At 50.0% G+C, this 236-nt stretch carries 1 protein-coding gene; it reads left to right on the top strand.

Annotated elements, in window-relative coordinates:
• Window positions 1-236, top strand: a 236-nt coding sequence (locus H6B10_RS16515) for a sugar transferase (RefSeq protein ID WP_204652474.1), incomplete at both ends; no start/stop codon positions are given.

Genomic DNA, 236 nt, shown 5'->3' with positions numbered 1-236 from the left:
ATTCCTTTAAAACTGGAAAGCCCCGGCCCGTTGATTTTCAAACAGAAGCGGGTAGGGTTGAACGGCCGGTATTTCTATATCCACAAACTGCGCAGCATGTATGTGGACGCCGAAGCCCGTAAAAAGGAATTGATGGCGCAAAATGAGATGAACGGTCTGATGTTCAAGATGGAGGATGACCCTCGCATTACCAAAGTGGGGAAGTTCATCCGCCGCACCAGCATCGACGAATTGCC

It is taken from the genome of Gemmiger formicilis, from assembly GCF_016901605.1.
Lineage (GTDB): Bacteria > Bacillota > Clostridia > Oscillospirales > Ruminococcaceae > Gemmiger > Gemmiger formicilis_B.
This window is presented reverse-complemented; position numbering and strand designations above follow the sequence as displayed.